The following is an 851-nucleotide window of genomic DNA, read 5'->3' as shown; positions in this document are numbered from 1 at the left end:
TTGTTGGGGGGCATATTGGTTACCCTTGGACAGAAGAAGCGATTGCGGTGGCGACGAAAAACGAGAACGTTTATATCGATACCTCGGCGTATACAGCGAATCGCTATCCCGATAACCTCGTCAAATTCATTAAAGAGCATGGCCGAACAAAGGTTCTATTCGGCACGAACTATCCAATGCTGCTGCCAGCGCAAGCCCTCAAGCACTGAGATAGCCTAGAACTTGAGGACGATGTGAAAGAGCTGTTTTTAAGTGGCAACGCATAGCGTATTTTCAATTTATAGCGGTTTGCCTGTTCCAACCTTTTTAGCTGTGTTCTAGCTTAATCTTCGCGCAGCTCCTTCAAATAATTTTTTGGAGGTGGCGCCCAAGATTGGTGGCTCGAATCATGTTTGTCTTCGCGACCGCTCTTCATAGATTCTTTCAACAGTTCCTCAAGCTTAATAAACAACAGGCGATAGTGTTGCATCATGGTGCTGTCGCCTTGTGCTTTCTGCCACATGTCGTACAAGCTTGAATCATGTTTTTGCTCAGTATCAATATAGTTTTGTTTGAGTTGCTCTACATGGAAAGGATGAAAACCGATTTCTTGCATCGCCTGTCCACCCAGTTCCAAAGCGGAATAAAAGCTTTCAAACACCACATGATGCGCACCGGCTTGTCGCAGTGCGTAGCCGTCTCGTCGATCGTAGGCGCGCGCTAAGATTTTGATATGTGGATAGGTATGCGAAACATGATTGACGAGCTCAATCGCTAACTCCGATTCGTCAATCGCGACCACGAATAAACTGGCTTGTTCGATACCTGCTGTATGCAGAAGGTCATGGCGTGTTGCATCACCGTAGTAACTC

2 protein-coding genes are annotated in these 851 nt (G+C 46.4%); one reads left to right on the top strand and one right to left on the bottom strand.

Translation table 11 applies throughout. From position 1 onward, the window contains the following. Nucleotides 1-209, top strand: a 209-nt coding sequence (locus tag A3738_RS00585; RefSeq protein WP_197473477.1) for an amidohydrolase family protein, incomplete at its 5' end; no start/stop codon positions are given. A 113-nt stretch (nucleotides 210-322) separates the two neighbouring features. Here A3738_RS00585 and A3738_RS00580 read toward each other — a convergent pair. Then, the coding region (locus tag A3738_RS00580; RefSeq protein WP_197473476.1) for an NAD-binding protein at nucleotides 323-851 on the bottom strand (529 nt) is incomplete at its 5' end.

The sequence above is a fragment of the Oleiphilus sp. HI0066 genome (genome assembly GCF_001635725.1).
This window is presented reverse-complemented; position numbering and strand designations above follow the sequence as displayed.